Origin of the sequence: Pelomonas sp. Root1237, from assembly GCF_001425055.1 — a bacterium.
In the GTDB taxonomy this organism is placed as follows: domain Bacteria; phylum Pseudomonadota; class Gammaproteobacteria; order Burkholderiales; family Burkholderiaceae_C; genus Pelomonas.
In genome coordinates this window covers 23961-48325 of the sequence record NZ_LMDK01000017.1, presented here as the reverse complement: position 1 = coordinate 48325, position 24365 = coordinate 23961, and the positions used below count along the sequence as shown (strand labels likewise).

The 24365-nt window shown below is 70.3% G+C and carries 18 protein-coding genes; 10 read left to right on the top strand and 8 right to left on the bottom strand.

Annotation, left to right across the window (positions count from 1 at the left end; all coding sequences use genetic code 11):
• Window positions 1-12 precede the first annotated feature (12 nt).
• On the top strand, window positions 13-4095 hold the full coding sequence (locus tag ASC91_RS18045) for a YhdP family protein (RefSeq protein WP_235532024.1): 4083 nt from the start codon (window positions 13-15) through the stop codon (window positions 4093-4095).
• On the opposite strand, the gene ASC91_RS18040 is transcribed toward ASC91_RS18045, so the two are convergent.
• Genes ASC91_RS18040 through ASC91_RS18030 form a run of 3 tightly spaced genes read right to left on the bottom strand, consistent with a single transcriptional unit; the run spans window position 4092 to window position 6578 of the window.
• On the bottom strand, window positions 4092-4934 hold the full coding sequence (locus tag ASC91_RS18040) for an ABC transporter substrate-binding protein (RefSeq protein WP_056199831.1): 843 nt from the start codon (window positions 4932-4934) through the stop codon (window positions 4092-4094). The two genes, ASC91_RS18045 and ASC91_RS18040, sit on opposite strands and share 4 nt — an antisense overlap.
• A 35-nt stretch (window positions 4935-4969) precedes the next feature.
• Window positions 4970-5575 carry an alpha-ketoglutarate-dependent dioxygenase AlkB gene (locus ASC91_RS18035; protein ID WP_056199829.1) on the bottom strand — a complete coding sequence of 202 codons (606 nt, stop codon included), beginning with the start codon at window positions 5573-5575 and terminating at the stop codon, window positions 4970-4972.
• Between the two features lie 10 nt (window positions 5576-5585).
• On the bottom strand, window positions 5586-6578 hold the full coding sequence (locus ASC91_RS18030; RefSeq protein WP_162247814.1) for a LysR family transcriptional regulator: 993 nt from the start codon (window positions 6576-6578) through the stop codon (window positions 5586-5588).
• Between ASC91_RS18030 and ASC91_RS29535 the strand changes: the two genes are divergently transcribed.
• The 5 genes from ASC91_RS29535 (at window position 6577) to ASC91_RS18005 (ending at window position 11243) form a co-directional block, all read left to right on the top strand.
• Complete coding sequence (locus ASC91_RS29535) at window positions 6577-7527, top strand: quinone oxidoreductase (protein ID WP_056199822.1); 951 nt, start codon at window positions 6577-6579, stop codon at window positions 7525-7527. The two genes, ASC91_RS18030 and ASC91_RS29535, sit on opposite strands and share 2 nt — an antisense overlap.
• On the top strand, window positions 7524-7964 hold the full coding sequence (locus tag ASC91_RS18020) for a RidA family protein (RefSeq protein ID WP_056199819.1): 441 nt from the start codon (window positions 7524-7526) through the stop codon (window positions 7962-7964). Before ASC91_RS29535 ends, ASC91_RS18020 begins: the two co-directional genes overlap by 4 nt.
• Complete coding sequence (locus ASC91_RS18015) at window positions 7961-9040, top strand: aminotransferase class V-fold PLP-dependent enzyme (RefSeq protein ID WP_056199816.1); 1080 nt, start codon at window positions 7961-7963, stop codon at window positions 9038-9040. The genes ASC91_RS18020 and ASC91_RS18015 overlap by 4 nt, the downstream gene beginning before the upstream one ends.
• Window positions 9041-9116: 76 nt before the next feature.
• Entirely contained in the window at window positions 9117-9911 is a 795-nt protein-coding gene (locus tag ASC91_RS18010; RefSeq protein WP_056199814.1) for a carbon-nitrogen hydrolase family protein, read from the top strand.
• 69 nt (window positions 9912-9980) lie between these two features.
• Window positions 9981-11243 carry an MFS transporter gene (locus ASC91_RS18005; protein ID WP_056199811.1) on the top strand — a complete coding sequence of 421 codons (1263 nt, stop codon included), beginning with the start codon at window positions 9981-9983 and terminating at the stop codon, window positions 11241-11243.
• Here the strand turns inward: ASC91_RS18005 and ASC91_RS18000 are convergent.
• The 4 genes from ASC91_RS18000 to ASC91_RS17985 all read right to left on the bottom strand — a co-directional run bounded on the left by ASC91_RS18000 (window position 11227) and on the right by ASC91_RS17985 (window position 14123).
• Window positions 11227-11781 carry a hypothetical protein gene (locus ASC91_RS18000; RefSeq protein ID WP_056199808.1) on the bottom strand — a complete coding sequence of 185 codons (555 nt, stop codon included), beginning with the start codon at window positions 11779-11781 and terminating at the stop codon, window positions 11227-11229. The genes ASC91_RS18005 and ASC91_RS18000 overlap by 17 nt on opposite strands.
• A 140-nt stretch (window positions 11782-11921) precedes the next feature.
• Window positions 11922-12536, bottom strand: coding sequence for a hypothetical protein (locus ASC91_RS17995; RefSeq protein ID WP_056199805.1), 615 nt, complete (start codon window positions 12534-12536; stop codon window positions 11922-11924).
• An 8-nt stretch (window positions 12537-12544) separates the two neighbouring features.
• On the bottom strand, window positions 12545-12862 hold the full coding sequence (locus ASC91_RS17990) for a GNAT family N-acetyltransferase (RefSeq protein ID WP_327082887.1): 318 nt from the start codon (window positions 12860-12862) through the stop codon (window positions 12545-12547).
• Window positions 12863-12941: 79 nt separating this feature from the next.
• Window positions 12942-14123, bottom strand: coding sequence for an FAD-dependent monooxygenase (locus ASC91_RS17985; protein ID WP_056199800.1), 1182 nt, complete (start codon window positions 14121-14123; stop codon window positions 12942-12944).
• Window positions 14124-14282: 159 nt separating this feature from the next.
• On the opposite strand from ASC91_RS17985, the gene ASC91_RS17980 reads away from it, so the two are divergent.
• The 3 genes from ASC91_RS17980 to ASC91_RS17970 all read left to right on the top strand — a co-directional run bounded on the left by ASC91_RS17980 (window position 14283) and on the right by ASC91_RS17970 (window position 21542).
• Window positions 14283-15263, top strand: coding sequence for an aldo/keto reductase (locus ASC91_RS17980; protein WP_056199798.1), 981 nt, complete (start codon window positions 14283-14285; stop codon window positions 15261-15263).
• Window positions 15264-15328: 65 nt separating this feature from the next.
• Complete coding sequence (locus tag ASC91_RS17975) at window positions 15329-18469, top strand: ligand-binding sensor domain-containing diguanylate cyclase (protein WP_056199796.1); 3141 nt, start codon at window positions 15329-15331, stop codon at window positions 18467-18469.
• 28 nt (window positions 18470-18497) lie between these two features.
• Entirely contained in the window at window positions 18498-21542 is a 3045-nt protein-coding gene (locus ASC91_RS17970) for a P-loop NTPase fold protein (protein WP_056199793.1), read from the top strand.
• On the opposite strand, the gene ASC91_RS17965 is transcribed toward ASC91_RS17970, so the two are convergent.
• A complete protein-coding gene (locus tag ASC91_RS17965) occupies window positions 21539-22153 on the bottom strand; it encodes a hemerythrin domain-containing protein (RefSeq protein WP_235532023.1) in 615 nt (204 codons plus the stop codon). The genes ASC91_RS17970 and ASC91_RS17965 overlap by 4 nt on opposite strands.
• A gap of 111 nt (window positions 22154-22264) precedes the next feature.
• Between ASC91_RS17965 and tkt the strand changes: the two genes are divergently transcribed.
• A complete protein-coding gene (tkt, locus tag ASC91_RS17960) occupies window positions 22265-24292 on the top strand; it encodes a transketolase (RefSeq protein ID WP_056201247.1) in 2028 nt (675 codons plus the stop codon).
• Window positions 24293-24365: the final 73 nt, after the last annotated feature.

The window sequence follows — 24365 nt, the reverse complement described above, 5'->3', positions numbered from 1 at the left end:
CCGACATTTCACGTGCCCCAAGACACCGTGTCTGACTTCTTCTCGGCCGCCCTCCACCGCTGTACACGCGCCTCGCGCTGGCCTTTGCGCCTGTGCTGGCACAGCCTGCGCTGGGCCGTGCTGGTGCTGGCCCTGTTGTGGGCTTTGGGGGTGATGGCCTGGGCTGTATTGCACTGGGCCATTCTCCCGCACGCCAATGACTGGCGCCCCTGGCTGGAAAAGGAAGCCTCAAAGGCTTTGGGGGTAGAGCTGCGCATCGGCCGCATCAGCGTCGAATCCAGTGGCTGGCTGCCGCGCATGGAATTGGGTGATGTGCAGGTGCTGGACGCTGCCGGCCGGCCGGCCCTGCGCTTGCCGCGCGTCGCGGCCGTGCTGTCGGCCCAGTCCCTGCTCGCGCTGGAGCCGCGCTTCTCGCAACTGCTGGTCGACGCGCCCGAACTGATCATCCGCCGCGACGCCCAGGGCCGCATCTTCATCGCCGGGCTGGGCCTGGACGAGGCCGAGAAGACCGACGCCGGCACCACCGAAGCCGGCATGGACTGGCTGTTCAGCCAGCCCGAGCTGGCCATCGTCAACGGCCGGGTGCGCTGGGTGGACGAGAAGCGCGCCGACACCCGGCCGCTGGAGCTGTCGGCGCTGAACTTCGTCATGCGCAACGGCCTGCGCCGCCACGACCTGCGCCTGGACGCCACGCCGCCCGCCGACTGGGGTCGGCGCTTCACGCTGCGTGGCCAGTTCACTCAGAGCCTGCTGAAGCGCCCGGGCGAATTCCAGCATTGGAGTGGCCAGCTCTATGCCGAGCTGCCGCGTGCCGACCTGAGCCAGTTGAAGCGCCATGTCGACCTGCCCTTTCAGCTCAGCGAGGGCGACGGTGCCGTGCGCGCCTGGGGCCAGATCAAGGACGGCCAGCCGGTGGCGGCGACGCTGGACCTGGCATTGCGCTCGGTACGCCTGAGACTGCTGGAATCGGCGCCCGAGCTGGACCTGGACCACATCGAAGGCCGGCTGGACCTGGCCCGCGCCAAGGGCGCGTTGAGCGTTCAGGCCCGTCAGCTCGGCTTTGTCAGCCGGGACAACGACGGCAGCGTCGTGGTCTGGCCGCGCTCGGACTGGGGCGTGGCCCTGCAGCTCGGCAAGGCCGACGAGGTGCTGGGTGGCGAGGTCAACGCCCAGCGCCTGGACTTTGCGCTGATGGCCCAGATTGCTCAGCGCCTGCCTCTTGGCGAGCGCGCGCACCAGCTGCTCGACGAGCTGGAGCCGCGCGGCGTGCTGACGGCCCTCAGCGGCCAATGGCAGGGCGCACTGGACGCGCCGCGCAGCTACCGTGTCAAGGCGCAGATCGACGGCCTGGCTGTGGCCGCCAAGGCCGGCGCGCAGGAGGACCACCTCGGCCGCCCCGGCCTGCACGGCGCCAGCCTGGAACTCGACGCCAACGAGCGTGGCGGCACCGCCAAGCTGGCCGTGCACCAGGGCGAGGTCGAGCTGCCGGGCCTGTTCGAGGACCCGCACCTGCCGATCACGCGGCTGTCCACACAGCTAACCTGGAAGCTGCCCCAGCCGGACGGACAAGGCAAGGGCAAGCCGCCCGGCGAGGTCGAGCTGAAGCTGCGCGAGCTGCAACTGCAGACGCCCGATCTGAGCGGCGAGTTCGATGTCACCTGGCGGCGCGCGGCCGGTGCCACCACGCCGGGCTTCCTGGACCTCAGCGGCCGCGTGCAGCGCGTGGAGGCCACGCGCGTGGCCCGCTACATCCCGCAGCGCCTGCCGGCCACGCGCAGCTATGTGTCGCGTGCCATCCTCGGCGGCGAGGCGCGCAACGTCAGCGTGCGGCTCAAGGGCGAGCTGAGCGACTTCCCTTTCGCGGCCCCCAGATCCCCCGGCATCTTCCGTGTGGCCACCCAGGCCCAGAACGTCACGCTGGCCTATGTGCCGCCGAGCGACAACGGCGGCAACTGGCCGGCCATGGAGGGCGTGGATGCCGAGCTGATCTTCGAGCGCGCCGGCATGGAGATCAAGGACGGCCATGCCAAGGTGCTGGGCTATGAACTCAGTGGTGTCAACGGTGGTATCAAGGACCTGCACCATGCCCGCGTGCTGCAGCTGGACGGCAACGGCCGCGGCGCCGGCGCCGACCTGCTGCGCTTCGTGCGTGCTTCGCCGCTGGACGAGTGGCTGGGCCATGCGCTGAGCACCACGACAGCCCAGGGCCCGGTCGGGCTCAAGCTTGGCATCACCATCCCGCTGGACGACACCCACCAGACGGCGGTCAAAGGCCAGCTCCAGCTCGGTGGCGTCGACCTCAAGCTGCGCCCCGAGCTGCCGGCGCTCAGCGGCGCACGTGGCCGGGTCGACTTCGACCGCAAGGGCCTGCAGCTGACCGGCATGACGGCCCGCCTGCTCGGCGGCGACGCCGGCATCGAGGGCGGTACCCAGCGCGACGGCGGCATGCGCTTCGCCGTGCAGGGCCAGGCCACGGCCGAGGGCCTGCGCCGCGCCACGGAGCTGGGCGCCGTCACCCGCCTGGCGCAGGCGGCCAGCGGCCAGGCCGCCTACCGCTTCCAGCTCGCTATTCCCCGGGACGGCCAGAGCGAGCTCAGCGTCACCAGCAATCTGCAGGGCCTGGCCCTGGACCTGCCCGCGCCCGGCCACAAGGAGGCCGATGCGGTGCTGCCGCTGCGCCTGTTGATGACGCCAACCGCCGCCGGCCGCGACGAACTGCGCCTCGAAGTCGGCACCCCCGCAGCGCCGCTGTTGCAGGCCCAGCTGCAGCGCGATATCTCCGGCCCCAGCTCCCAGGTGCTGCGTGGCGCCCTGGCCGTGCAGGACAAGTTGCCGGCCTTGCCGGCCACCGGCGTGCTGCTGCAGGTCAATGTCGCGGCCCTGGACCTGGACGCCTGGCAGCAGCGCCTGGGCGGGTTGGCGGGTGGTGGCAGCGGCGGCAGCGGCGGCGAGGGTGCTGACGACGCGGGCTTGCTGCCCAGCCAGATCTCGCTGCGCAGCCAGGCGCTGAAGGTCGGTGGCCGCCAGCTCGGCCACGCGTCCGCGGTGGTGGCGCGCGAGGGCGCCAATTGGCGCGTCAACATCGACGCCGAGCAGCTCTCCGGCCGCATCGACCTGAAGGGCGTCAAGGGCGGCCAGATCGACGCCGTGCAGGCACGGCTGACCCGGCTATCGCTGCCGCGCCAGGAAGCCGAGTCGGTCAGCGAGCTCATCGATCCGGGCAAGACCGACGCGGGAAGCGGCCCGCTGCCGTCGCTGGACATCGCGGTCGACGACTTCGAGCTGCGCGGCAAGCGTCTGGGCCGGCTGGAGGTGCTGGCCCACGCGCCGGCCGCCGCGCGTGACTGGAAGCTGGAGAAGCTGCAGATCCACTCTCCCGAGGCGACGCTGATGGCCACCGGCCACTGGGGTGGCGACGGCAACGCCCGGCGCCGCACCCAGCTCGACTGGAAGCTCGACATCGCCGACGCCGGCAAGCTGCTGGAGCGCCTCGGCCAAGGCCAGAAGGACGCCCCCGTGCTGCGCGGCGGCAAGGGCGTGCTGGCCGGCCAGGTCGGCTGGGACGGCTCGCCGCTGGCGCCGCACTACGCCAGCATGGCGGGCGCCTTGAACATCCAGCTCGACACGGGCACTTTCCTGAAGGCCGAGCCCGGCGTCGGGCGGCTGCTGGGCGTGCTGAGCCTGCAATCATTGCCGCGCCGCTTCCTGCTGGACTTCCGCGACGTCTTTGCCGAGGGCTTCACATTCGACGGCGTGACCGGCGACGTCAAGATCACCGCCGGCGTGGCCCGCAGCGACAACATCCGCATCCGCGGCCTGCAGGCGGCCGTGCTGGTGGACGGCAGCACCGACCTGGCGGCCGAGACGCAGAAGCTGCGCGTCGTCGTGGTGCCCGAGGTGTCGGCCGGCGGTGCATCGCTGGCTTATGCGGCCATCAACCCGGCCATTGCGCTCGGTGCCTTCCTGGCCCAGCTCATCCTCAGCCGCCCGGTGGCCGCGGCCAACACGCGCGAGTTCCACATCACCGGGACCTGGGACGATCCCAAGGTGGAGAAGGTCGAAGCGTTGCCGGCCAAGGCGGCGAGCGCGCCCTAATCCAGCGCCTTCAGCTGCAGCCGCAGCCCCGTGTAGCCGCGCAGCTGCATCAGCGCGGTCTTCAGCCCGGGTTCGGCCATGAAGAGGGTGTCGAAGCTGCCATCGGCCGCCGCCAGGCTCAACCCGCGCATCAGCCGCTCGGCCAGCTGCGGCTTGTCGCGCGCCACGAAGAAGTAGAGCGGCTGTTTGTATTGCAGCGCCACGCCCGGCAGCTCGGCGAAGCCCTGGTCGGTGAATTGCAGCAGCTCGGCGTCGATTTCTTCGCGGGTGCGCGGGATGAAGTCGAAGCGGCCGGCCTTGAGCATGCGGAACAGCAGCTCGGATTTGGTCGCCGTCTCGACGATGAAGCCATTGGCCCGCAGGATCTGCGCGTCGCTCCAGTAGGTGCCCGCGCCGGCGCGAAAGCGGCGCAGCGCCTCCAGCGTGCGCACCGATCGCAGGGGGGAGAGGTCGGCGGCCCGCACGAGCAGGAAGCGCAGCTCGTTGATGCCCTTGAGCAGGTTGAAGCGCACCGGCAGCGCCTGCGCCTCGCGCTCGGGTGTCGTCGTGCTCCACATCAGGTCCAGCAGGCCGTCCTGCAGCATCTGGCGCATGCGCGGCCGTGGCAGGTCAGGTGCCGCGTGAACCAGGACGGGCGCCGGCTCGCCGTCGCCCGTCTTGCTCAGGGCCAGCTTCAACGCCTCGATGAAGAAGTCACCGTGGGCGCTGTAGGCATTGGGGTCGGGCAGTCGCAGCGTCAGCGGCGTGCCGGCACCATGGGCTGGCGACAGCGCGGCGGGTAGCGCGGCGGCGAGGGGAAGCGCCAGCAGTTGGCGCCGCAGGCGGGAGGGAAGCTGCATGTCCGCTCGATTCTCATGCCGCAGCCCCTGGGGCGTCATGCCGGCGGGCGTGACTTCTGCCGCGCAGTCCTGAACGTGATCGACCAGCGCAGGGCGTCCACCGGCGCCACGCTGTGCTGCCGGCCCCAGCGCGCCGCGCCCTGCAGTGCGTAGACGGAGCGCGGTTCGACGTTCAGCTTGATGATGTCCTCGCGCTTCGGGTTGTGTGGCGGATAGGGCCTGAAACGCAGCAGCGCCTCACTGCCCAGCGACACGCCAAAGACGTCCTCGAAATCCGGCACGTCGCGATGCCAGCCCAGTGGCGCGCCGGGCGCGTACTCGGCCACGAGGACATGCACGAGGGCTTGTGCGTCGACACCAGCCCAGCGGGCGACCCGCTCGCGCAGCGGGTGCAGCTCGGCGATAAGGGGTGACGACGGCCGCAGTTCGTTGCTGTCGTAATCGAACTGGCCGCCGAAGCTGACGACGCGGCGGCGTGCGGTATAGCTCTTGTACTTCGCTTCCTGCAGCGGCAGCGCCTGCACGATGGCGATGAGGGTCGCTTCTTCGCTGGCGGACAGAAAGCCTGCGTCGTAGCGCAAGCCGGCGGGCAGTGCGCCCGGCGACGGCGCAAGATCGTCGAACAGTCCGGCCTGGCTCATCGAGGTCAGTTCAGGCCGGTGCGTAGGCTTTCAAGTCGGCGGCCGTTTGTGCAGCCTCCTGGCGCAACCAGGCCGCGAAGCGCTTCACGACGGGCAGGGCGGCGGCGTCCTCGCGCACAACGAGCAGGTTGGCGCGCGGCGACGGCAGCAGCAGCGCGTGCGCCTGCACCAGCGTGCCCACGCGCAGCCGCGGCAGCGCCAGCGACAGGCGCGTGACCGCCACACCCAGGCCGGCCTCGGCCGCGTCCAGCGTGACGCCGGCATCGTTGAAGGCCGGCCCTTCGGCTTGAGCGGTGGCACCGGCCGCGGCCTGCCACAGCGGCGCGTCGCCGGTCACATGGCTGAGCATCTGCGCTGCAGGCCAGCGCATGGCATCCGGCCCGAGCGCGTGGGCCACCGCTGGCGCGGCGACCGCCAGCAGGCTGTCCTCGAACAGCAGCTCGCCGCCATCCTCGGGCCGGCCGTGGCGCAGTGCCACCAGGGCCACGCGCGGCGGCGGGCGCACCAGCGCGTAGTCGGTCTGCACGATGAGGCGCACCGTCGGCGCGGCCGCGATGAAGCCGTGCAACCGCGGCAGCAGCCAGGCGCGAGCGAGAGAACCGAGAGTGGCGATCTGCAGCGTCGTGCGTGCCTCTTCTGGCTCGGGGTAGACGGCGTCGTGCAGGGCCGCGAGCGGCCCACCCAGGCGCGCCAGCAGCTCGCGGCCTTCGGCCGTCAGCCGCATCTGGTTGCCCACGCGCTCGAACAGGGTCTGGCCGCACCAGTCTTCCAGCTGGCGCACCTGGCGGCTGATGGCGCCGGGCGTCAGATGCAGCTCGGCGGCGGCGCGGCTGAAATTGCCCAGGCGGGCGGCGGCCTCGAAGGCTTGCAGGGAAAACAGGGGTGGCAGGCGTTCGCGCATGGTGTTGAGAAATCGGCACAGCCGGTGTGCCAAAGCCTCGCTGGTGTGGCGGGCGGGTGGGGCCGACAGTGGCGCGACGTTAACGCTGGAGATCAAAGCCATGCCCGCACAAGCCATTCTTGTCCACCGGTTCGGTGGCTCCGAGGTGCTGGAATTGCAGCAGCTGCCGATGCCGGAGGCCATGCCCGGCCAGGCGGTCGTGCGCATCGACTACGCCGGCATCAACTTTGTCGACCTCTACCAGCGCGAAGGCCGCTATCCCAACATCAGCCTGCCCTGGCGCCTCGGCCTGGAGGGGGCGGGCGAGATCGTCGACGTCACGCCAGGCGCCGAGTTCCAGCTCGGTGATCGCGTCGCCTTCACGACCGGCGTGCAAGGTGCCTATGCCAGCCATCTCGCCGTGCCGCTGGAGCATCTGGTGCGTGTGCCCGATGCGCTGTCGTTGCGTGACGCCGCTGCGGCGCTGGAGCATGGCCTGACGGCGGCGATGCTGCTCGACGACGTCGCGCGGCTGCCGGCGCGCGAGCCCGTCCTCGTGCATGCCGCGGCCGGTGGCGTGGGCGGCTGGCTGGTGCAGTGGCTGATTGCACGCGGCCATCCGGTCTTCGGCACGGTGTCCAACGCTGCCAAGGCCGACTGGCTGCGCGGCCTGGGCGCCGCGCCGCTGCTGGTGGACAGCGACTGGGTGTCCGCCGCCCGCGGCGTCGCCGTCGTCTTTGATTCGGTCGGCCGCTCGACCTTCGCCGGCAGCCTGGATGTGCTGCGCATGGGCGGCCATCTCGTGCTTTTCGGCGCGGCCAGCGGCCAGCCCGAGCCGGTCGACGTGCTGGCGCTGCAGAAGAAGAGCCTGACGCTGACGCGGCCCGTGCTGCCCCACTTCCTGCCCGATGCGGCCAAGCGCCGCGCGCGTGCGGCAACCGTGTTCGATGCGCTGCTCAGCGGCGCCGTGCAGCTGCGCATCCATGCCGAATTCCCGCTGGCCGACGCGGCCAGCGCCCATGAACTGCTCGCGTCGCGTGCGACGCAGGGCAAATTGCTGCTCAAGCCATGACCACCTTGCAAGACCGCCTGGCCAGCCTCGGCCACACCCTGCCCGACCTCGGCGAACCTGCTGCGAACTATCTGCACCACCGCGAAGGCAAAGGCCTGCTCGTCATCGCCGGCCAGATCGGTACGCCCGGTCGCGGCGCGCTGGACGCATCAGCCGGCCGCGCCGAGGCCGAGGTCGCCGCGCTGAAGCTGCTGGCCGTGCTGGACGCGGCTGTCGGTGGCGACCTGGGCCGCGTGCGCCAGGTGCTGCGCCTGGGCGTGTTCATCGCTTCGTCGCCGGGCTTCACCGAACACAGCACCGTGGCCGACGGTGCGTCCGACCTTGTCGTGGCCGCCCTGGGCGAGCGCGGCCGGCATGCGCGCGCGGCCATCGGTGTGGCCAGCCTGCCGGCGGGTGCGGCGGTGGAGGTCGAGGCGCTGGTGGAGCTGGTGTCGTGACCGGGCACCTGCTGCTCAACCATGCCGGCGCCTCGCCGATGTCGGCGGCGGCACTCGCGGCCCTGCAGGCACATCTGGCGCTGGAATCTCGCCTCGGGCCGATGGAGGCCGGGGACGCGGTCGCGCCCCAACTGCAGCGCCTGCGCGAGGACGCCGCACGGCTGTTGAACGCTGGCACGGACGAGGTTGCCTTTCTCAGCAGCGGTTCGGCCGCCTTTGGCGCGGCCTGGTCGGCCTTCACGCACAAGACGCCGCTGCGCCACGGCGACCGCATCCTGGTCGGTCGCCAGGAATGGGGCGGCAATCTGGCGACCTACCAGCGCAGCGGTGCCAGCGTCGAGGTGCTGCCCTGCCGTGAAGACGGCAGCGTCGACGCCGAGGCCAGCGCGGCGCTGATTGACGAGCGCGTGCGCTGGATCTCGTTGACCTGGCTGCCCGCCAATGGCGGCCTCATCAACGGCGCTGCCGCCCTGGGCCAGGTGGCGCGCGCGGCCGGCGTGCCGTATTTCATCGATGCCGGCCAAGCCGTGGGGCAGTTGCCGGTGGATGTGCAGGCCTTGGGCTGCGATGTGCTGAAGAGCGCCGGCCGCAAGCATCTGCGCGGGCCACGCGGCACGGCGTTGCTGTATGTGCGCAAAGGCTTCCTGAATCAGCTGGAACCGCCTTGGGTGGACGTCTCGGGAGGGTATTTCGAAACGGCGGAGCAACCGGTGGCGCTGCGACTGGCCTTGCAGGTGGCCATTACCGAAGCACTGGAAATCGGCATCGAAGCCATCGCCGTGCATGTGCAGGGCCTGGCTGCCCGGCTGCGCCAACGCCTGGCCGAGCTGCCCCACGTCCGCGTGCACGACCTCGGCAACGGCACGCGCTCGGGCCTGGTCAGCTTCACCGTCGAAGGCGAGGCAGCCCCGGCGACCCGCGCGCGCCTGGCTCAGCAAGGCATCCATGTCGGCGCCAACGGCGTGCCCTACACGCCGCTGGACATGCAGGCCCGTGGCCTGGACGGCATCGTGCGCGCTTCATTTTCCTGGCTTAACAACCCAGCGGACATCGAGCGGCTAGCATCAGCGCTATGAATGCCCCCACGCTCATTTCATTCGCTGCCCCCCGAGGGGGCGCGTCAGCGCCTACGGGCGGCCGGGCGACGCTGACATGAAGATCGCAGCAGTCCAGATGGTCTCCGGCCCCGACGTGGCCGCCAACCTCGGCGCGGCGCGCCGCCTGCTGGAGGACGCCGCCCGCCGCGGCGCCCAGCTCGCGGCCTTGCCGGAGTATTTCTGCCTGATGGGCATGCACGACAGCGACAAGCTGGCCCTGGCCGAGACCGAGGGCGAAGGCCCCATCCAGGCCATGCTGGCGAGCGCCGCGCGCGACCTCGGCCTGTGGCTCATCGGCGGCACGCTGCCGATCAGGTCGACAACGACTGAGCGCGTGCGCAACTCGACACTGGTGTTCTCGCCCGACGGCGAGCGCGTCGCGCGCTACGACAAGATCCACCTCTTCGCCTTCGACAACGGCCGCGAGAGCTATGACGAGGGCCGCGTGCTGGAGTCTGGCAACCAGCCCACCAGCTTCGACACCGGCAGCATCAAGGTCGGCCTGTCGGTCTGCTATGACCTGCGTTTCCCTGAGCTCTACCGCGCCTATGCCGGTTGTGACCTGCTCGCCGTGCCGGCCGCCTTCACCTACACGACCGGCCAGGCGCACTGGGAGCTGCTGCTGCGCGCCCGCGCCGTCGAGAACCAGTGCTACGTCGTCGCCCCCGCCCAGGGCGGCCAGCATGCCAACGGCCGCCGCACCTGGGGCCACAGCATGGTCATCGACCCCTGGGGCCAGGTGCTCAGCGTGCTGGCCGAAGGCGAGGGCGTCGTCGTCGCCGACGTGGACCCGGCGCGCCTGACTCAGGTGCGCCAGCAGCTGCCGGCCCTGGCCCACCGCAAGCTCTGAGCAGGCGCGTCGAGAATCGGCGCACTCCGCCGCTCCGGGCCTGCGAGCGGCGTCTGCAAAGGATTCCCCATGACTGACAAGATGGCCAGCCGCTCCACGGCCTGGCTGGTGGGTGCGCTGGTGGCGCTGGCGCTGTTCGGCAACTACTACGTCTACGACTCCATCGGCCCGGTGGCCGACCTGCTGCAGCAGCAGCGCGCCTTCAGCGACAGCCAGATCGGCCTGCTGAACGCGATCTACAGCCTGCCCAATATCGTGCTCATCCTTGTCGGCGGGGTGCTGGTGGACCGCTTCGGCGCCGCGCGCATGACGCTGTGGACGGCGGCCATCTGCCTGGCTGGCGCGGCCTTGACCGCCTTCAGCCCCAATTTCGCCGGCATGGCGACCGGCCGGCTGCTGTTCGGCATCGGCGCCGAGACCTTCGGCATCGCCACGCTGGCGGCCATCGCGCAGTATTTCGCCGGCGGCACCGTCGCCTTCGCGATGGGGCTGGCGCTGGCGATCGGGCGCCTGGGCTCCTTTGGCGCCGACATGTCGCCGACCTGGTTCGCCAGCGCCTACGCCCAGGGCTGGCAGCCGCCGCTGGTCATCGCCGCCACCCTCGCTGCGACGTCGTTCGTGGCGTCGCTGGCCTATTGGTGGGTGGACCGGGATGCCCAGCGTGAAGTACCCGCCGTCGAGGCCGCGCCTGCGGCTGAGCGCTTCGTGCTGCGCGACCTGCTGTACTTCGGCAAGGCCTACTGGTATCTGCTGGCGCTGTGCGTGCTGTGGTACTCGGTCATCCTGGCCTTTCGCAGCACCTTCTCGATCAAGTATTTCCAGCACACGCATGGTCTGGACCTGGCCACGGCCGGCGAAATGAACAGCTATGTCTTCCTGGCCGCGGTGTTCGCCACGCCGGCCTTCGGCTGGCTGTGCGACCGGCTTGGCCGCTATGCGCCTTTCCTGGCCCTGGGGGCGCTGTTGTTGCCGCTGGCGCTGGCCGTCATGGCACTGACGGACTGGTCCCTGTGGGTGTCGACGGCGCTGATCGGCATCAGCTTCTCGCTGGTGCCGGCCGTCATGTGGCCGCTGACCAGTCGCCTCGTTGCCCCGGCGCGCTTCGGCACGGCCATCGGCCTCATGTGGGTGGCGCAGAACGCGGGTGTCAGCGGTGCCAACCTGATGGCCGGCTGGTTGAACGACCAGGCCGGTGCCGGCGCGGCCAACCCGGCGGGCTACGGGCCGATGATGGCCTTCTTCGGCACCGCGAGCGCGCTGGGCTTACTGTGCGCGCTGGCGCTGTGGCTGACGGCCGGTCGGCGCCGGCACGAGGTCACGGCCGCAGCGTGACCAGGTCGCGCAGCAGCAGGTCGATGTTGGCCCGCAGCGCGCGCTCGTTGGCGATGCGCAGCCGCTCGTTGGGCGACACGATGGCCTCGCTGAAGCGGGCCTCGTCGGTGTTGGCGACGCGCCGCTGGTAGACCGGCTTGCCACTGGCCTTGTCGACCAGGGTGTAGCTCACCGCCACGCCGACGGTCACGCCGACGGCGGGCACCAGGGGCTGGTCCAGCTGCAGCAGCTCGGCCTGCAACTCGAAGCGCGGCGCCGGCTCGGGCGACAGCGGCTTCATGCCGACGGCATGCAGAGACTCTTCCAGCGCCTGCTGCAGTGCCAGCGCACTGACCTTGGAGCCCCACCAGCGGCCGGTCTCCTGGCCGCCCTTGACGGCAGCGACGCCGACCTGGGCCTTGAGCGCATCCGGCACCCAGCCACGGATCTGCAGCGCCTCGGCCGGGCTGATCGCCATGGGCAGGGGCTGGCTGGGCGTGCCGCAGCCGGCCAGCAACAGGGCCAGCAGGGCGGCGGGAAGCAGGGCAGGGCGCGACATGGGTGTCCCATGCTAGGCCCAGGCGCGGCTGGGCAGGGCAACAAAAGCGGCCGCTCTGCCCGGCTTTTCAGGCCTCGGAAAACAGCCGGTGCGTCATGACCGTGCCGCTGGCGGGAGCTTTCACCCGCGGCATGACGGGGTCACTTCACGTCAAGCGTATAGGTCACGGCCTGCGACATGCTGGGCAGGATGGCGCCGAAGTTCAGCGTGTAGCGGCCGCGCTTGAGCGGCCCGAGGGCCACGTAGTAGCCATTGCCGGCAGCCGGCGCGTCGTCGTCAGGCGCGACGAGGAAGCAGCCCTTGGTGGCCTGGCGGTGCGCTTCCAGCCCCGCGAAGCGTTTGCCGTTGAGATCCAGCACCAGGGCCGCGGGCGCCTCGGTCAGGGACTCGGCGCGCAGCATCAGCGAGGCACAGGCCTCGCGCTCATCGTCGGGCGGGAAGGCGATGAAGTTGATCAGCGGGAAGAACAGCGTCTTGCCCACCGGGATGCTGCAGCGGCGCACCGTGCGCTTTGTGCCATAGGTGCCGGCCAGGAACCAGACCGGCCCGGACTGGCCGCTGGCGCACAGGCTGCCGTCGGTGTCCGCCACGGGGCTGTCCTCTTCGTCGAAGGACAAGGCCCAGTGCCACCAGCGCTTGGACCATTCCTCCTGCGTGGCGCCAGCGATAGCCTTGCCCGGCGGGATGAGCTGGGCCTGGGCCTGGGTCGGCACGGTCGTGGCCAGCAGCAGGGTCAGAAGGAGAGCGTGTCGCATCGATGCTTTCAGGATTTGCGCTTGCGTTCCATGGCCACCTGGGAGACCTGAAAGCCCAGCTTTTCGTAAAAGGTGGCCACGCCGTCGCGGCCGGCGCGCAGCACCCAGGTCATCTCGTCGTTGTCGCCGATGGCCGCCTTGACGAGGGCGCTGCCGACGCCGCGGCCGCGGTGGGAGTCCGCCACGACGACCATGGAGATATAGCCGTTGAAGAGGCCGTCGGTGATGGCGCGCAGGAAGCCGATGACCTCGCCGTCGTCGTCCACGGCAGCCAGGGCCACCTGGGAGCGCCGGACCAGTTCCGCAAAGACGTCGGCATCGGCCACGCGCGGTCCCCAGTGGTTGGCGATCAGCAGCTCGCGCGCGGCTTCGACCTCGGCAGGCTGGATGGGTCGGATCTCCAGATCAGCCTCCGAACATCATGCGATGGGCCAGCGCTTTTTTCAGCGGCGTGGCCAGCTCCAGGCCGGCCAGGGCCAGGCCACGCAGCGCCGGCAGCCCCGGCAGCCGCCAGGCAAAGCTGCGGGCGAGGAAATCGGTCGCGGCAATCATGGGCCACCGGTCGGGGGCGCGCTGCCAGTCGACGCGGGCCAGCACGGCGTCCAGGCCCAGGCCGGTTTCCGTCGCATCGCGCAATGCATCGATCAGCGCCTGGGCGTCGCGCAGGCCCAGGTTCAGCCCCTGGCCCGCGACCGGGTGCAGGGTCTGGGCCGCATTGCCGATGCGCAGCGCCCGGCCTTGCAGCAGCCGGGTCTCGGCGTTCAGCCCGAGCGGAAAGCACTTCAGCGCCGAGATGCCGGTCAGCCGGCCGGCCACGGCGGGCAGTTGCTGTTGGATGACGACCAGGCGCTGGGCGTCGTTCAAGGTAGCGATGTCGTCCTCGGCCTGGGGCAGGCACCAGACGATGGCCGCGCGCGGGCCTTGCGCGTCGTCGGGCAGGGGCAGCAGGGCCAGGGGCCCGTTGCGTGTGAAGCGCTCGATGGCCAGGCCCTGCAGGCCGGGCGGCGCCAGGCGCACCGTGCCGACCCAGGCGTTCTGGTGGTAGTCGCTGGTGATGGACTTTCTATCCTGCTCGGCGAACACGCCGCCCTCGGCGACGACGGCGAGGTCAAAGCTGTCGACGATCGGACCTTCGCCGCAGTCCAGCTCCACACCAGCCAGGTTCGAGCGAATCGCATGCACGGCGGTCCCGAAGCGGGTGAACAGGCGCTCGCGCTGGGCGGTGGCCAACTCCAGCCAACGCTGCTGCAGCGGCGCGACCAGGGCGCCATAGGGCAGCACGGCGCCAAGCTGGGGCAGGCCCTGCTCGGTGGCACTGATGCGCACCTCGCCGGCAATCGGCGCGGGCGGCGCCTGGCTGACATGCACGGTCTGGATGGCCTGGGCGCTTTGGGGCTGCCAGGCGTGCAGGCGCTGCAGCAGCCGGATGCTGCCGAGGTTGAGCGCCAGCGTGCGGGCGTCGCCGCTGATGTCGTGGTCCAGCGGCCGGGTGTCGAAAAGATGGATTTCAGCGCCTGCCAGGCGCTCGGCGGCGAGCAGGGCGAGGGCGAGGCCGGCAGGACCGGCGCCGATGACGGCGAGCTTCATGGGCTCAACGATAACTGCCGGCGATGCAGCTGCGCGGCGACTCGGGGTGTCGGGCGCCTCGCCCCCGGCGTGCTCGGGGCCATTGCGGCCATGCACCGCCCGGGCCGGGCGGCCCCGATAAGCTGCGGCTTTTCCGCCCCTCCCGCACAGGAACGCTCCATGCAATACCGCCGTCTCGGCCGCGCCGGCCTCCAGGTTTCCGAACTCTCCCTCGGCTCCTGGGTCACGTATCACAACCAGGTCGGCACGAAGGCCGCCACCGAGATGCTGGCCGCCGCCTTCGACGCCGGCATCAACTTCTTCGACAACGCCGAGGTCTATGCGCAGGGCGAGAGCGAGGTCGTCATGGGCCAGGCCTTCAAGGCGCTGGGCTGGAACCGGCTGGACTACATCGTCTCCAGCAAGTTCTTCTGGGGTCTGCAGCGTGATGGCGTGACGGTCAACCGCAAGGACACGCTGAACCGCAAATACCTGATGCAGGCGGTCGACGCGTCACTCAAGCGCTTCCAGCTCGAGCATCTGGACCTGATTTACTGCCACCGCCCCGACCCGAACACGCCCATCGAGGAAACCGTCTGGGCGATGAGCGACATCATCCGCCAGGGCAAGGCGCTGTACTGGGGCACCAGCGAATGGAGCGCCGCCGACATCCGCGCCGCCTGGGAAATTGCCGAGCGCCATCACCTGCACAAGCCCGTCGTCGAGCAGCCGCAGTACCACCTCTTCCACCGCCGCCGTGTCGAGCAGGACTACGCCCGCCTGTACGAGGACATCGGCCTGGGCCTGACGACCTGGAGCCCGCTGGCCTCGGGCCTGCTGACCGGCAAGTACCGCAGCGGCATCCCCGCCGGCAGCCGCGGCGCGCTGGAGAACATGAGCTGGATGCGCGAGCAACTGCAGGACAAGGCCAGGAACGACGCTGTCGGCAAGCTGTCCGAGATCGCCGCCGAGCTGGGCTGCAGCATGGCCCAGCTCGCCATCGCCTGGATCAATCGCAACCCGCGTGTGTCCACCGTCATCCTGGGCGCCAGCCGCATCGAGCAGCTGCGCGACAACCTCGGCGCCCTGGCCGTGACGCCCAAGCTGACCCCGGAAGTCATCGAACGCGTCGACAGCATCGCCAAGCCTCTTGCGCAGTGATCATTCACGTTCTCTGAGGGCAAGACCCGGCAAAGCAGGCCCTTTGGGTGCCTGAGAATGCCGTTATGAGGGTCTTGACAACAAAAGGGTGCGCTGCAGCGCTGCTGATCGCCGCGGCGCTGCTGGCCACCGCGGCACAGGCGGTGGTGCCGCGCTTCGAGCCCATCGGGGAAGCGGGCGCGGTAAGGGACAACGTTGTCTCCGCACTGGCGCTGGATGCCCGCGGCGTGTTGTGGGCCGGCTCGCCCGAGGGGCTGCTGCGCTTTGACGGCTATGCCTTCCGGCGCTACCCCTTGAGCGGCCCCGACGGGCAGCTGCTGCCCGAGCAGTTCGTGCGCGCCATGCTGCCCGACCCGCGCGGCTGGATGTGGGTGGCCGCCGGCAACAGCGGCCTGGTGCGCCTGGACGTGGCCACCGGTCGCTGGGATCGCTGGGCGCGCAACGGCAAGTCGGCCGACGAGACCGCGCCCGCCGCCAATACCGTGCGCACCTTCGCGCTGGAAAAGGACGGCACGCTGTGGATTGGCGGCAGCGGCGGCCTGGACCGCTTTGACGTCAAGAGCCAGCGCTTCACCCACCACCGCGGCAAGGAGGACGGCCTGCCCGACCCGCGCGTGCAGACCCTGCTCGTCGACCGCCAGGGCACGCTGTGGATCGGCACCTGGCGGGGCCTGGCACGCAAGGCGCCCGACGGCCCCATCGAAGCGCTGGACGTCGGCATCGGCGACCAGCTCGTCACGCTGATCAGCGAGGCCCAGGACGGCCGCATCATCGTCGGCACGGCCCAGGGGCGGCTGCGCGCGCTGTCGCCCAATGGCCAGCCGCTGCCCTTCAGCCCCGGCGCCCAGCCAGGCGCCACCTCGGGCGTCTGGCCCGTCATGGCCATGGCCCAGCCCGATGCCGACGAGCTGTGGTTCGGTGACGCCTCGGGCGTGTCGCGCCGTCGCGCGGTCGACGGCGCGCTGATCGAGCGCCTGCCCGCCACCGGTGCCGGCACCGCGCCGCGCAGCGATGTGCGCGCGCTGATGCGCGATCCGTCCGGCACGGTCTGGGCCGGCAGCTATGGTGGCGGCCTGATGCGCCATGTGCCGTCGCTGCCTGGCCTGTCCATGGTGCGCGAGGCCATCGGCTCGGTCTCGGGCGGCCTGGACGTGCGCAGCATCCTGCAGCTGGACAACGGCGAGATCTGGCTGGGCACGCTGGCCGGCGGCATCGAACGCCGCGACCGCCAGCTGATGCCGCTGGGTGTGGTCGCCCAGGGCAATGGCGGCCTGCCGTCAGGGCGGGTCAATGCACTGGGGCAGAGCAAGGACGGCTCCGTCTGGGTCGCCATCGACACCCAGCTGCTTCGTTTCGACACCCAGGGCCGCTGGAAGGAAACCCTGCGCAGCGGCAATGCCGTGCCGCGGCGCTTCCACGCGCTGGACGACGGCTCGCTATGGATCGCGACGCTGGACGGCGTGATGCGCTGGACGCCCGAGCACCCGCAGATGCGCGCCATCCCGACCGCCGGCCTGGTGGGTGGCACCGGTGAGGTCAATGCCTTCGCCAGCCTGCCCGATGGCAGCCTGTGGGCGGGCGGCGCGGCCGGCCTGTTCCGCGTCGCCAAGCCGGGGTCGGACGAGCCCGTGGCCGAATGGGTCGAGCCCGTGGGCCTGACCGGCCAGACCGTACTGGGCATGGCCGTCGACCTGGCCGGGCGCCTGTGGGTGGACACCGGCACCGGCCTGCACCGCCTCATCGACAGCGACGGCAAGAAGGCGCGCTTCGAAGTCGTCGGCGCCTCCGACATCGGTGGGGCGTTCGGCGCCAACCTGCTGTTCGACAAGCAGGGCCGCATCTGGTCGCAGCGCAATATGTACGACCCGCGCAGCGGCGAGCGCCGCGAACTCGGCGCGGCCGACGGGGCCGACCTCGGCACCGGCTGGTTCCGCGCCTACGCCAAGCTCGACGACGGCCGCATGCTGTTCGGCGGCGCACGCGGCCTGCTCGTCATCGACCCTGACCGTTTCTCGCCCTGGACGTACAAGCCGCCGCTGGTCGTTTCGGAACTGCGCGTCGATGGCGAGGAGCGCGCGCTGCCGGCCAACGGCAGCGACATCGTCCTCGCGCCCGGCGAGCGGGGCCTGAGCCTGGCCTTCGCCTCGCTGGACTACAGCCAGCCCAGCCGCAACCGCTACCGCTACCGGCTGCAGGGCCTGGACGCCGGCTGGATCGACGCCGGCATGCTGGGCCGTACGGCGGCCTACACCAACCTGTCACCCGGCCACTACCAGCTGCAGGTGCAGGGCAGCAATCGTGACGGCGCCTGGAGCCCCACCGAGATCAAGATCGGTGTCAACGTGCGCGCCGCCTGGTGGCAGACGCGCTGGGCCCTGGCCCTGGCCGTCATCGCGGCCGTGGGGCTGGTGGCGGCCATCGTCAGCATGCGCACGCGGCTGCTGCTGCGCCACCGCCGCGTGCTGGAGCTGCGCGTGCAGGAGCGCACCGAAGCGCTGGAGGCCGCCACTGCCGCGCTGACGGCCAAGTCCGTCGAGCTGGAAGAGGCCAGCCTCACCGACCCGCTGACCGGCCTGCGCAACCGCCGCTTCCTGGACCGCCAGATGCCGGCCGACGTCGCCATGGTTCTGCGCCACTACGAGCCGACCTCGGGCGCTCTCGTCGCCAACCCCGACAGCGACCAGGACCTGCTGTTCTTCCTCATCGACATCGACCACTTCAAGCGCATCAACGACGCCCATGGCCACATGGCCGGCGACGCCGTGCTGATGCAGATGCGCGGCCGCCTGGAGCAGGTCTTTCGCGCCACCGACTACCTGGTGCGCTGGGGCGGCGAGGAGTTCCTCATCGTCGCCCGCGGCACGCCGCGCCGCCGCGCGGCCGAGCTGGCCGAACGCGCCCGCCAGGCCATCATGGCCCAGCCCTTCGAGCTCGACGGCGGGCTGCGCCTGACCCTGACCTGCTCGGTCGGCTTCTCGGCCTTCCCGCTGTGCCCCAGGCTGCCGCGCGCGCTGGACTGGCATGCCGCCATCGACCTGGCCGATGCGGCGCTGTACGACGCCAAGGACACCGGCCGCAACGCCTGGGTCGGCCTGCTGGACGCCAAAGCCGATGGCGAGGACGAGCTGCGCCAGGACATGCGCCGGCCGCTGGACAGCTGGGCCGCCAGCGGGCGGCTGACGCTGCAGCGTTCAGGTCGCAGCTGAGGCCGGCGCGGCAGGCGGAGCATCCGACATGCTGCCTGCCCACGCGCCTCTGTCCTTTGGCCACGCGGCGCTGGCCAGGCGCCTTGTCGATGAGCTGCAAGCCAGCCTGCAGCCCGGCGCCGGCAGCAGCACCGAGCCGGCCCTGGTCATCGGCGTGTTCGGCGAATGGGGTGCAGGCAAGAGCCGGCTGTTGCAGACCATTGGCGACGAGCTGAACCAGCGCGGCCAGAAGAACGGTGAGGGGCTGCTGACGGTCGTCGTGCCTTTCAACGCCTGGCGCTTCGAGCGCGAGGAGCATCTGCTGGTGCCGCTGTTGCGGGTCGCCCAGCAATGTCTGCGCAAGGCGATCGACGACAGCCTGGGCACCGACATCAAGCGTCACGAGCGGCTGTCCGATCAGCTGCTGTTGCTGGGCGACCTGGCCCAGGTCATCTACCAGCACGGCGGACGCGACCTCGCCCAGGCGGCGCTGACGGCTCATGGAGTTGCGCTCAAGCTGCCAGCCATCAAGCCGACCGAGGGCAAGCCCAGCCCTAGCGCCCTGGAGGTGCTGGCGCTGAACCGCCGCCTGAGGGCAAACGCGCGCCGGCTGGACACACCCATCAGCCAGCTCCAAAGCCTCTACTACGACTTCCTCGAACAGCTCAAGGCGGTCACGGGGCGCAACCCGTCGGCGTTGACCCTGCATCGGCAGCGCCTGCTGCGGCGCGGCAGCGGCCTGTGGCCGGCGCTGCGCTTTCATGCCCGCACGGCCTGGGACTGGTTCTTCACCGGAGAAGTGGCTACGGCGCCGGGCGTGCAGGTCAACCTGGTGTTTCTCGTCGACGACCTGGACCGCTGCCTGCCCGACAAGGCCGTTGAGGTACTGGAGGCGGTGAAACTCTTCCTCGAGGTCGAGGGCTGCGCCTTCGTGCTGGCGCTGGACGAAGAGGTCATCGAGCGTGGCATCGCGCACCGCTACCGCGACTACGCGCTGCAGGGCAAGGAGGGCATGACGCCCATCACCGGCGCGGAGTACCTGGAAAAGCTCGTGCACCTGCCGGTGCGGCTGCCGCGGCCGACGCGCGCCGAGGCCGAGGACTTCCTGACGCTGAAGCACCCGGAACTGTTTGGCACGCCGGGCGCCTGCAACGACCTGGCCCGGCTGGTGGCGGCCATCACGCCTTCGGTGCCGCGCAAATTGCTGCGCATGGTCAACCTGTTGGAGATGGCTGACCAGCTCGCCGCCGCCGTCACCGGCCAGGGTCAGGAGCGCCGCCAGTGGCTGGCCGTCGTCTGCGCCTTGCAGCTGTTCACGCCATCGCTTTACCGCTATTTGCGTATGCGCGGCCCGATGCTGTTGCTGACGCTGGCCGACTGGCGCGCCGACGCCCGCTTGCGCGACCTAGATGCCTTGCGCCAGCAATTGGCGGGCGAGGTGCGCGCGGTGACGTCGCCGGCAGAGCTGAACTACCGCCTGGTGCTGCTGCGCCTGCCCGACCTCTGCGAGGCTGCGATGCAGAACCGCTCCGGCTTTGACCTGTTGGAGCTGCTGGCGCGGGTGGGTGATCTGAGGCAACGGGCGCCGCTGACGCCGACGCAGCTCGGCGCGCTGCTGGCCTTCACCGAGGCCAAGGCGGAGGACAGGGCGTCGGAGTCCGTCGCGATGCCGCCGTCGGCCGTAGCGGTGATGCCCGAGCCTGTGGCACCGCTACAGCCGCCCCTGGTCGATCCGGTAGCAGCCGCGGCGGTCGAACCGGCCCCTGCTGCGCCAGCCGCTGTCGTGGCGATGCCGCCGGCACCAGCAGTGCCCGAGCCGGGACCGGCCCCACTCGACGAGCCCCGGTTGGAGGACGAGCGCGGTCTGCTCGAAGCATTGGTCTCGGGCCACCCGGAGCTGGTGCGTTTCGCTCTGTCAAGGGAAGGACCCGCTTTGGGCGGTCGCAGTCTGCCGGAAGGCCTCTGGCGCACGCTCTATAGCTCGCCCTGGTTGCAGCGTCTGAATGACTGGATGGCGGAGGGCATGCCGCCCGGACCGATAGAGCAGACGTTGCGTGAGTTGCGGCCGCACCTGTCCCAGGCCATGGCACTACAGCTACTCGAGGGTTTCGGCGCATCTCTGCACGCCATCCTGCGCCGCCCAAGCTGGGCGCCGCGTGTGGAGGTGAGTGCAGAACATCCGGTGCCACGCGTGCTAGCGCCAATGTTGGACCGCAACCACCGGCTTTGGCTGGCGACGCGGGACGGAACCACTGCCTCCACTTGGTCCGTGCCGCGAGGCTGGTCCTGCCCCACCGAAACGCTGCTGACGCATCGAGACGGCGAGCACGCGGCCTTGCTGCGAGTGGGCGCGGACGCCCTCTTCGGTGTCTTCGCGCTGCTGACGATCACGCGCGACGGTGGCGCGCGGCCTGTCACCCAGCGCCTGCGTTGGATGGAGCCGGGGGGCTTCATGATGGGCTCGCCGCTGACCGACAGCGGCCGCCTCGGCAATGAGCGCATTGCGGAGCCCATGCAGTTGACAGAGGGCTATTGGATCGCGGACACGGCCTGCACTTCGGGGCTGTGGCTGATGCTGATGGCCGACGAGACACCCGCCGACTGGAACGGCGATCGCGACAACGATCCTGCGACGGGCATCACGCCCGCGCAAGCCTTCGAATTCCTGCGCCGCCTGGGCGCCCTACTGCCGGCCTGCCAGGCGCTGCTGCCAAGCCAGGCGGAATGGGAATACGCCTGCCGCGCCGGTACGGACACGGGCTGGTCCTTCGGCAGCAGCGTCAACAACAGCCAGGTTCAGATGCTGACCGGCGCGCCCTGCGCGGTGACCAGCCTGCCGCCCAACGCCTGGGGCCTTTACGAAATGCACGGCAACGTGGCCGAGATCTGCCGAGACGAGCTACCACCGGCTGGACCCGCTGAGGGAATCGATGTTCACTTCGCTGCACGCGGTGGTTCCTTTGCCGATCCCCCAGGCGGGACGCGGTCGGCCGCCACGCGGCTTATCTATCGCCTGGACATCCGTGACGACGTCGGCTTTCGCTTCACGCTGCGAGCGCAGGCCAAGGCCAATCCGCTTCAGGCTTTGGTTTAAGTGGGAGGCGGTAGCGCCGGCCCCCAGCCCAGCGGCGCCGGCAGCGCCGCCAGGATGCGCTGCCTGAGCGGCGCATAGGACTCGTCCACCGGCTGGCCCGGGCGCGGGGCCAGCGGGTCCTGGTGGCTGCTGAAGGCTTCGTCCAGGTCGGCCCAGTCCGCGGCGCTCAGGAGCCGTGCCGCGCGCGGCAGGATCTCGGTCTCCTCGCGCCGCATGTGGCGCAGGTACCGGGCGGTGTAGACCTTGAGCTGCTGCTCGAACTTCATGCGCCGCGGCTCGCCCATGTGCTCCCAGGCGAGCAGGCTGTGCTGCAGCTCGCGCACCGCGCGTTCGCCCTGGGCATGGTCGGCGTCGAGTTCGTCCAGCGTCTCGCGCAGTTCGGGCGCCAGCGCGCGCAGCTTGGGGAACAGCAGCTCGCTTTCTTTTTGGTGATGCAAGCGTTCTGGAAATTCGTCGACATAGAACAGCATCGCCCGCAGCGCACCGAAGTCGCAGGGTGTGCCGGCGCGCTGCTGGGCTTCGAGCAGCAGGGGCAAGGTGCGCAGCATCGCGGCCAGGGCGTCGTGCTCGGCGCGGATGATGCGCACGGCCAGGGGCATGGGCGTGGTCATGCGCCAAGCGTCGCGCTTCGCCGCGCGGGCGGTCTTGCGCTGGATCAAGTCAATCGAACCACCCCCGTAAAATCCCTGGTTTTGCCCTTCAGCCCCAAGAAAGCCCCGGCCATGACTGCATCGACCGCTTCCCCCACCCTCATGGCCAACGCGATCCGCGCCCTCGCGATGGACGCGGTGCAGGCGGCCAACTCCGGCCACCCGGGCGCACCCATGGGCATGGCCGACATCGCCGTCGCGTTGTGGGGCCACCATCTGCAGCACAACCCGGCCAACCCGCACTGGGCCAACCGCGACCGCTTCGTGCTGTCCAACGGCCACGGCTCGATGCTGATCTACGCGCTGCTGCACCTGACGGGCTATGACCTGCCGATCGACGAGCTGCGCAATTTCCGCCAGATGCACAGCAAGACGCCGGGCCACCCCGAAGTGGGCATCACCCCGGGCATCGAGACGACCACCGGCCCGCTGGGCCAGGGCGTGACCAACGCCGTGGGCCTGGCCCTGGCCGAGAAGCTGCTGGCGCGCGATTTCAACCGCGAAGGTCACGAGATCGTCGACCACCACACCTACGCCTTCCTGGGCGACGGCTGCCTGATGGAAGGCATCAGCCACGAGGCCGCGTCGCTGGCCGGCGCCTGGAAGCTGAACAAGCTGATCGCCATCTACGACGACAACGGCATCTCCATCGACGGCCAGGTTGCGCCCTGGTTCGCCGACGACACCGCCAAGCGCTTCCAGGCCTATGGCTGGCACGTCATCGGCCCGGTGGACGGCCATGACGTCGACGCCCTGGACGACGCCATCGGCAAGGCCAAGGAGAGCCAGGACAAGCCCACGCTGATCATCGCCAAGACGGCCATCGGCAAGGGCTCGCCCAACCGTGCCAACACCAGCAAGGCCCACGGCGAACCGCTCGGCGCCGAAGAGATCAAGCTGACCCGCGCGGCCCTCGCCTGGGAACACGAGCCCTTCGCCGTGCCGGCCGAGGTCTATGCCGCCTGGGATGCCAAGGAACGGGGCGACAAGGTTGAGGCCGAGTGGGACAGCCGCTTCGACGCCTATGCCGAAGCCCACCCCGAGCTGGCCGCCGAGTTCCAGCGCCGCATGGCCGGCGTGCTGCCCGCCAACTTCGCGCAGATCGCCGTCGACGCCGTCGTCAAGGCCCATGCCGAAGCGCAGACCGTCGCCAGCCGCAAGGCCAGCCAACTGGCGCTGGAAGCCTTCACGCTCGCCCTGCCCGAGCTGCTCGGCGGCAGCGCCGACCTGACCGGCTCCAACCTGACCAACACCAGCAGCACGCCGGCCCTGCGCATCGCCGCCGACGGCACGCCCAACAACGGCCGCCACATCAACTACGGCGTGCGCGAGTTCGGCATGGCGGCCATCATGAACGGCGTCGCGCTGCACGGCGGCTTCATCCCTTACGGCGGCACCTTCCTGACCTTCAGCGACTACAGCCGCAACGCCATCCGCATGGCCGCACTGATGAAGGCCCGCGTCATCCACGTGATGACGCACGACTCCATCGGCCTGGGCGAAGACGGCCCGACCCACCAGTCCATCGAGCATGTCGCGTCGCTGCGCCTGATCCCGGGCCTGGACGTCTGGCGCCCGGCCGACACGACCGAAACGGTGGTCGCCTGGACCATGGCCATCGGCAACGCCCAGCGCCCGAGCCTGCTGGCCCTCTCCCGCCAGAACCTGACCTACTCGCCCAAGACCAACGTCGACGAGATCGCCAAGGGCGCCTATGTGCTGTTCGACCCCGTGAGCGCCAAGGGCAACAGCAAGGCCGAGGCCGTCATCATCGCCACCGGCTCCGAGGTGCAGCTGGCCATGGCCGCCAAGGCGCTGCTGGCCGACGAGGGCATCAAGGTGCGCGTGGTTTCCATGCCGTCGACCAGCGTTTTCGACCGCCAGGACAAGGACTACAAGAAGAGCGTGCTGCCCAAGGGCCTGCCGCGCGTCGCCGTCGAGATGGGCGTCAGCGACTTCTGGTGGAAGTACGGTGTCGACGCGGTTGTCGGCATTGACACCTTCGGCGAGTCCGCCCCGGCCGGCGTGCTGTTCAAGCACTTCGGCTTCACGCCCGAGAACGTCGCGGCGACCGTCAAGGCGGTGCTGAAGAAGAAGTGATGCCGTCGCGCCCCGGGCCATGTGCGGTCAGGGGGTGGCGATGGACATCAGGGGCTCGGGGGCGCCGCCGCGG